The following is a 6,126-nucleotide window of genomic DNA, read 5'->3' as shown; positions in this document are numbered from 1 at the left end:
GGAGTCGCCCGGCATGCGACTCACTTTCTTTGCTTCGCCAAAGAAAGTAAGCAAAGAAAGGCGACCCTACTGTCTGCGACCCTTCGCTGCGCTACGGGCACCTTGCGGTGCTCGCTTCAGGCGGGGTCCGCGCAAACTCGCCTTCGGCTCAAACAGCGCGCGGCCCTAATCCGCCTGAAGCTCCGCTCCTCAGCGCAGACAGAAGGGCTGGGGCGGGGAAAAAGACCAAAATCAACAGCCAAATACGCAGAACGCGCTGCGCGCGCTCTGCTCCCCGACTCCGATCCCAAAGCCCGTCCTGGCTGGGCCTGTGATGACGCGGGAAAGCGGGATCAGGGCGAGCGATTGTCTGAGCCGCAGGCGAGTTCGAGCTCGACCCCCGCTTTTCCGGGGCAGCGCAGGTTGCCCGAAGCGCAGCGCAGGGACCCAGACAGCAGGTCGCTTTTTCTTTGCTTACTTTCTTTTGGCGAAGCAAAAGCAAAGTGAGTAGCCGCCGGGCTACCCCCGGCCAGCCCAACTACGAAAAGCCAAATCCCCACCAAATAAGCAAAGACCTGTGCAAAATCAAAAAATCAAGCAGTCCCGCCGAGTCAGCAAAAGCGCCGTCAGCCCGACTTCCCCGGCTCCTGAGCCCGCTCACACTCCACCGTCACCAGCTCAAACTCGCCAGGCACAGCCCCCAGCCTGGCTGCCGTCAGGCAGCCCCCCCAGACGCAGCCGGTATCCAGCGGCAGGGCGTTGTGCCGCAGGCCCGTGTGCGTGCTGCCCTCTGCCGCCAGCGTGGACCAGTGCCCGAAGGCCATGGGGGTGCCCTGCGTGGCCCGTCCCGGTATCTCAAACCACGGCATGAAACCCGCAGGCGCATGGCGCGCGCCGTCGCTGCAGCTGAAGTCCATCACGCCTTCTGGCGTGCAAAAGCGCAGCCGCGTGAGCGCATTCACAATCACCCGCAGCCGGTCGGCACCTGTCAGCCCGCCCTGCCACTGCGCGGGCGTGTTGCCATACATCGCGCTCAAAAACCCCTTCAGGTCGGGCCCGCGCAGCGTCTGCTCCACCTCGGCGGCCAGCGCCATGGTTTGTGCCGTGCTCCACTGCGGCAGCACGCCCGCATGCACCATCAGCCAGCCGTGGTGGTGCAGGGCCATGGGCCGTTGGCGCAGCCAGTCCAGCAGCGCCTCGCGGTCGGGCGCCTGCAGCACGTCCTGCAGCGTGTCATTGCGGCCCGGCGGGCGTATCCCTTGCCACAGCGCCAGCAGGTGCAGGTCGTGGTTGCCAAGCAGGCACTGCGCCGCATCGCCCAGCGCCGCCACGCTGCGCAGAACCCCCAGCGAATCCGGCCCACGGTTCACCAGGTCGCCCAGCAGGCACACGGTGTCGCGGCTCGGCGAAAAATCCATTTTCTGCAGCAGCCGCTGAAAGGGGGCTTGGCAGCCCTGCAGATCACCAATCAAGTACATTGTCATGGTGTTTATTTTGCCCCCGGACGTATGAATTTTCTGCTGATTATCTTTTTGACATTGCTCAATGGCGTATTTGCCATGTCCGAGCTGGCCCTGGCTTCCAGCCGCAAGGCCAGGCTCGCTGCCATGGCCGAATCAGGCGACAAAGGCGCGCGCGCCGCGCTGGGCTTGCTCGACAATCCCACCCAGTTTCTGTCCTCGGTGCAGGTCGGCATTACCTCCATCGGCATGCTCAACGGCATTATTGGCGAGGCTGCTTTCAGTGGCGATTTATCCGTTTTGATACAAAGCCTGGGCGCTTCATCGCGTGCCGCCGATATTTCCGCCACGGCGGTTGTGGTCACTGTCATTACCTTCATCACCATCGTGTTTGGCGAGTTGGTACCCAAGCGAATCGGCCAGCTTTACCCTGAAACCGTGTCGCGGCTGGTCGCGCGGCCCATGATGTGGGTCGCCAGCGGCGCCAAGCCCTTTGTCCGGCTGCTGTCCCTCAGCACCCATGCCGTGCTCAAGCTGCTGCGCGTAGACAACGCTGCCGAGCGCGCCGTGACCGAAGAAGAAATTACCGCCAGCCTCGAAGAAGGCGTCGATGCCGGCCTGATTGAAGAGCACGAGCACCAGATGGTGCGCAACGTGTTTTTGCTCGACGACCGCTTGCTAACCTCCCTGATGCTGCCGCGCGCCGACATCGAATGGCTGGACGCCTCCGACACCGTGGCCCAAGCCATCGACAAGGCCGGCAGCACCGGCCACTCGTGGTATCCGGTGTGCCGTGGCAACCTCGACGATGTCGTGGGCGTGGTCAATGTGGCCAGGCTGCTCGCCCTGCGCGGCCAGATTCAGCCGGCGCCTTCAAGTCCCGATGCCAGCGCCCCCCCCTCGGTGACCGACCGCATTGACCGCTATGCCGTGCCGGCCGTATTTGTGCCCGAAACACTCACCGGCATGGAACTGCTCGAGCAGTTTCGCGCCAAATCCACCCGCATGGTGTTTGTGGTCGACGAATACGGCGTGGTGCAAGGGCTGATGACCCCCCTGGACATGCTCGAAGCCATCACCGGCGAGTTGCGGCCCGGCATCGAGCACGAGGCCTGGGCCACCAAGCGCGACGACGGCAGCTGGCTGATTGACGGCGTCATGCCCGTGTCCGAACTCAAGGCCCGGCTCGACATCAGGGAACTGCCCGAAGAAGACAAGGGGCGTTACAACACCGTCGCCGGCCTGCTCCTGTCAGTTTCAGGCCGGCTGCCCGCCACGGGCGAGCGTATTGAATGCGCGGGCTGGGTGTTTGAGGTGATTGATCTGGACGGCAAACGGATTGACAAGATTCTCGCGACCCAAAATGGCACCAAGGCAAACGGCACCGCCGTCAAGCCCGCCATAACGGATTAAATTCACTCAAAGGCGGCGCTGAATTCCCTTTTGTACGGTATTTTTTTTGAATGGTTTCCGATAATCTGCAAGTTGAGTTCTTATACTCATGGGTTTCAACCCTTCCGATTATAAAAGCGAGAAACCATGTCCAGCTACAAAGAACTCCTGCAACAGCGCGAAGCCCTCGAAAAACAAATCGCTGAAGCCCGCCACCGCGAAACCTCGCAGGCCGTGAGTCAGGTACGCGCACTGATTGCCGAATTTGGCCTGACCCCGCAGGACATTTTCCCGGCCGGCAAATCCGCCAAATCAGGCGCCATTAAGACCGGCGCCAAAGTCGCCCCCAAATACCGCAATCCCGCCACCGAAGAAACCTGGACCGGCCGCGGCAAGGCCCCTAAATGGATTGAAGGCCAGGACCGCGCCCCGTTTTTGATTTAACCCCGAATCCGCCGTTGGGTGCACCTGATTCAGTTTTTCCCGAGTTTCAGTTACACGCATTCACGGCGTCGCGATGATGATGAAGTGCCTGTCAGGGCAAGGTGCACCCGTTCCGTCATGGGAATTGCCGCATCGATTTTCCCCTTCCCATGAACCGGCCCCGTTTTGCAAAGGTTCATGGCCAGTTTGCAGTTTCGGTCGCCCGAAACAGGAAGTTCGCGATGACGAAAGTGCACCTCCGCACTGACTGGCATCGGTCTGCATCGGCCCCGACGCGATTTACACTTTCAACTTCTTGGCAATCCTGGCCCTCATTACCATGAACATACTTTTAACGGGCGGCGCCGGTTACATTGGCAGCCACACCTGCGTGGCGCTGGTGCAGGCGGGCTTCACGCCGGTCATCGTCGATGATTTTTCAAACAGCCACCCGGCGGTGCTGCAGCGCTTGCAGCAGATCACGGGCCAGGCCATGGCCTGCGAGCGGGGCGATGTGGCTGACGCGGCGTTCATGACCGATGTGCTGCGCCGCCACCCGGTGCAGGCCGTCATGCACTTTGCAGGCTACAAGGCAGTGGGCGAAAGCGTGGCCGAGCCGCTGAAGTACTACCGCAACAACCTGGGCAGCACGCTGGGGCTGCTGGACGCGATGACGGCTGTGGGCTGCCGCCATCTGGTGTTTTCAAGCAGCGCCACGGTCTACGGCGACCCGCACGCGGTGCCCATCACCGAAGCCTTTCCGCGCAGCCACACCAACCCCTACGGCCACACCAAGCTGATGATCGAGGACATGCTGGCGTCGCTGGGCGCGGCCGATGCGGCCTGGGCCGTGGCGGTGCTGCGCTACTTCAACCCGGTGGGCGCGCACCCGAGCGGCCTGATCGGCGAAGACCCGAGCGGCATTCCAAACAACCTGATGCCCTACGTGGCGCAGGTGGCGGTGGGCAAGCGGCCGCACCTGAACGTGTACGGCAACGACTACGCCACGCCAGACGGCACCGGCGTGCGCGACTACATCCACGTGCAGGACCTGGCCCAGGGCCATGTGGCGGCGCTGCAGGCGCTGCTGGGCAGGGGCGAAAGCTTTACCGTGAACCTGGGGACGGGGCAGGGCCACAGTGTGCTGGAAGTGGTGCACGCGTTTGAGCAGGCCAGCGGCAGGCCGGTACCCTTTGAGTTTGCCCTGCGCCGCGCGGGCGATGTGGCGCAGTGCTATGCCGACGCGTCCCTGGCGCAAAGCCTGTTGGGCTGGCGTGCCACGCACACGCTGGCGGACATGTGCACTGACGCCTGGCGCTGGCAGCAGGGCAATCCTAACGGTTATGCAGCCAATAACGAATGAAAAGTGCCTTCAGCGCATAGAACGTGGGCGCCACGGCCTGCGGCCACCCTGGAACCAAGCCCGGTAAGCATCAAGCTGCCCGCACCCTGATTCAACGTGACACAGCTAAAGCCGAAGCTGCGCAGTTGCCGGGCTGGTTTGCGGGCGCCGACAAGGTGGAGGCCACCCGCACCATCCCGCTGACGGGGTATCTAGCGCAATTGCTGCAGAGCCATCCCCGTGCTTACAGCATTGAGGATGGGAATTACGCTCCATCCCCAACACATGGGGGTAGAGCTACCGCCCGCGAAGTGTTGACGCCTTGAGGCCGTACCTTGCGCAGATTGAAGCGCACATACTGGAACAGGCCGGAATTGTGTTCGATGCAAAAGCCGCGCCCGGTGTGCTGCGCGTGGTGGCCGGATGACCGCACCCCTATCAACAGTGCGCTACTTGCACAAATGACTATAAATGTGTACCATACACACAAATTACCAGTGCCGACCTAATACGTGAAATGCAGCGGGCCGGATGGCGACTGGACCGGGTGAACGGTTCACATCACATCTACAAACACCTGGACCGCCCCGGCCATGTTGTCGTGCCGCATCCCAAAAAAGACTTGGGGCTGGGGCTGGTCAAAGCCATCCGGCGGCAGGCCGGTATCTGAAAGGACTCCACCATGCGCTACCCCATCACTATTGAACCTGGAAACGACACTACCGCTTGGGGCGTAGTGGTTCCAGACCTGCCCGGCTGCTTTTCGGCTGGTGACACGCTGGAAGAAGCCATGATTCAGGCGGAAGAAGCCGTGACCGCCTGGATTGAAGTTGCGCTTGATGATGGGCAAGACATCCCCACGCCATCCCATATTGAAGCGCTACGCGCCGCCCATCCTGAATTTGACGGCTGGTTGTGGGCATTGGTGAAGGTTGATCCGGCCATGCTGGATGACGCCGTGGAGCGCGTGAATATTAGCCTGCCGCGCCGCGTACTGCGCCGTCTGGATGCCCGCGCCCGCACGGCTGGTGAAACACGCTCAGGCTTCATTGCCCGGATGGCCGTTGAAGGGCGTGAGCCGGTAGCGCACGCTTAAAACAGTTTTGCCCCCAGCTAAGCCAACTCACGACAAACCCAGCCTAACCCGCTGGGTTTTTTGCGTCTGGTGCTGGGCTCGATTCGGAAAATCGTCTTACATCCGCCCTTACATCCGCCCTTACATACCCGCCAAAGAAAAAGGGTTCACTGCTATTTTCATAGCAATGAACCCTTATCTGTTTTGGTGCCGGAGAGATGAATCGAACACCCGACCTTCTCATTACGAATGGTAAGCCCTAGCCATATTTAAAGGGCTATATGAGGCTATTATTGCTTTATTGGCACAATTTTGGCACAACTATGAGCAGGGTAGGTTCAGATGGCAGCGATAAATAAGCGTGGTCCGTACCAGTGGCGGGCGCAGATTGATCTTGCCCCTGTTTCCCGCACTCCATAAGCTGCCCATTATGCGGACTTTCTGTCTTGCTGCTG

6 protein-coding genes are annotated in these 6,126 nt (G+C 61.2%); 5 read left to right on the top strand and 1 reads right to left on the bottom strand.

Annotation, left to right across the window (positions count from 1 at the left end; genetic code table 11):
• Positions 1–605: 605 nt before the first annotated feature.
• Complete coding sequence (locus tag Q8K05_RS06420; RefSeq protein ID WP_305245682.1) at positions 606–1,463, bottom strand: symmetrical bis(5'-nucleosyl)-tetraphosphatase; 858 nt, start codon at positions 1,461–1,463, stop codon at positions 606–608.
• A 24-nt stretch (positions 1,464–1,487) separates the two neighbouring features.
• Here Q8K05_RS06420 and Q8K05_RS06415 point away from each other — a divergent pair, with 24 nt between their 5' ends.
• From Q8K05_RS06415 to Q8K05_RS06395, 5 genes are all read left to right on the top strand, one after another.
• Positions 1,488–2,852, top strand: coding sequence for a hemolysin family protein (locus Q8K05_RS06415; RefSeq protein WP_305245681.1), 1,365 nt, complete (start codon positions 1,488–1,490; stop codon positions 2,850–2,852).
• A 126-nt stretch (positions 2,853–2,978) separates the two neighbouring features.
• Complete coding sequence (locus Q8K05_RS06410) at positions 2,979–3,275, top strand: H-NS histone family protein (protein ID WP_305245680.1); 297 nt, start codon at positions 2,979–2,981, stop codon at positions 3,273–3,275.
• Positions 3,276–3,594: 319 nt separating this feature from the next.
• Positions 3,595–4,617 (top strand): UDP-glucose 4-epimerase GalE, encoded by a 1,023-nt coding sequence (galE, locus tag Q8K05_RS06405; RefSeq protein ID WP_305245679.1) that lies wholly within the window; start codon positions 3,595–3,597, stop codon positions 4,615–4,617.
• Positions 4,618–5,143: 526 nt separating this feature from the next.
• Positions 5,144–5,266 carry a type II toxin-antitoxin system HicA family toxin gene (locus Q8K05_RS06400; RefSeq protein WP_370868785.1) on the top strand — a complete coding sequence of 41 codons (123 nt, stop codon included), beginning with the start codon at positions 5,144–5,146 and terminating at the stop codon, positions 5,264–5,266.
• Positions 5,267–5,278: 12 nt separating this feature from the next.
• Positions 5,279–5,692: a type II toxin-antitoxin system HicB family antitoxin gene (locus Q8K05_RS06395; RefSeq protein ID WP_305245678.1), complete on the top strand. Its 414-nt coding sequence runs from the start codon at positions 5,279–5,281 to the stop codon at positions 5,690–5,692.
• The last annotated feature ends 434 nt before the right edge of the window (positions 5,693–6,126 follow it).

The sequence above is a fragment of the Polaromonas sp. genome (assembly GCF_030682935.1).
Lineage (GTDB): Bacteria > Pseudomonadota > Gammaproteobacteria > Burkholderiales > Burkholderiaceae_C > Polaromonas.
This window is presented reverse-complemented; position numbering and strand designations above follow the sequence as displayed.